The organism is Paenibacillus algorifonticola, from assembly GCF_000971975.1.
Classification (GTDB): domain Bacteria; phylum Bacillota; class Bacilli; order Paenibacillales; family Paenibacillaceae; genus Pristimantibacillus; species Pristimantibacillus algorifonticola.
The window spans coordinates 1-1,006 of record NZ_LAQO01000105.1; the positions used below are offsets into that span (position 1 = coordinate 1).

The following is a 1,006-nucleotide window of genomic DNA, read 5'->3' on the forward strand; positions in this document are numbered from 1 at the left end:
GTGGATCGTCTACACTTAGTTGGACAATAAAAATGAGGGCTTGTAGAATAAACCTATCATACTAAGGAGCGGATCTCTACAATGCCGAATCAACGACGTACGTTTACAGCAGAGTTCAAGAAACAAATGGTGCTACTATATGAAAACGGAAAATCCAGAGCAGATTTGGTGGAGGAATATGGTCTCACCGGATCGGCTTTGGATCGCTGGATTAAACAAGGCCAAACAACAGGCTCTTTCTCAGAGAAGGACAATCGCTCGCCAGAAGAAAATGAGTTACTTACTTTACGCAAAGAAGTTCAACGCCTCAAAATGGAAAACGATATTTTAAAGCAAGCGGCGCTGATCATGGGACGAAAGTAGCTATCATCCAGAAAAACCGTGATAAATACTCGGTATCAGCAATGTGTAACGTCCTGCAAATCGCAAGAAGCACGTTTTACTATGAAGCAAGCGAACAGTCGCTAGAAGACGAAGTGACCACAGTCATTGTGGACATTTTTCAGAAAAATCGAAAAGCATACGGCACCCGAAAGATCAAAGCTAAGCTTCATGAGCGAGGACTCGTGGTTTCCAGGCGCCGAATTGGTCGGATTATGAACGAACAGGGGCTGGTTTCGACATACACGGTGGCACAGTATAAGCCCCATAAAACCGCTTGTAATGAAGCGGCAACCTCCAATACACTGAACCGCGAGTTTAATCAAACAGAAAGCAAGCGCGTGGTGATCAGTGATCTAACCTATGTGAAAGTCCGGAACGAGTGGCACTATATTTGCGTGCTTATGGATCTGTTCAATCGAGAAATTATCGGCCATAGTGCTGGTCCTCATAAGGACGCAGCGCTGGTTTCCCGCGCCTTTGCGACCGTGAAAGGTGATCTGCGTCGGATTCAGTGGTTTCATACTGACCGTGGCAGCGAGTTTAAAAACCAAAAGATGGATGAGCTTTTAGAGACGTTTGAAATTGGACGATCGCTGAGTGCGAAAGGTTGCCCATATGACAA

General features: G+C 45.4%; 1 pseudogene. It reads left to right on the top strand.

What is annotated here, in order from left to right:
- Window positions 1-81: 81 nt before the first annotated feature.
- Window positions 82-1,006, top strand: a pseudogene (locus WH37_RS33150) (IS3 family transposase); the annotation flags it as partial.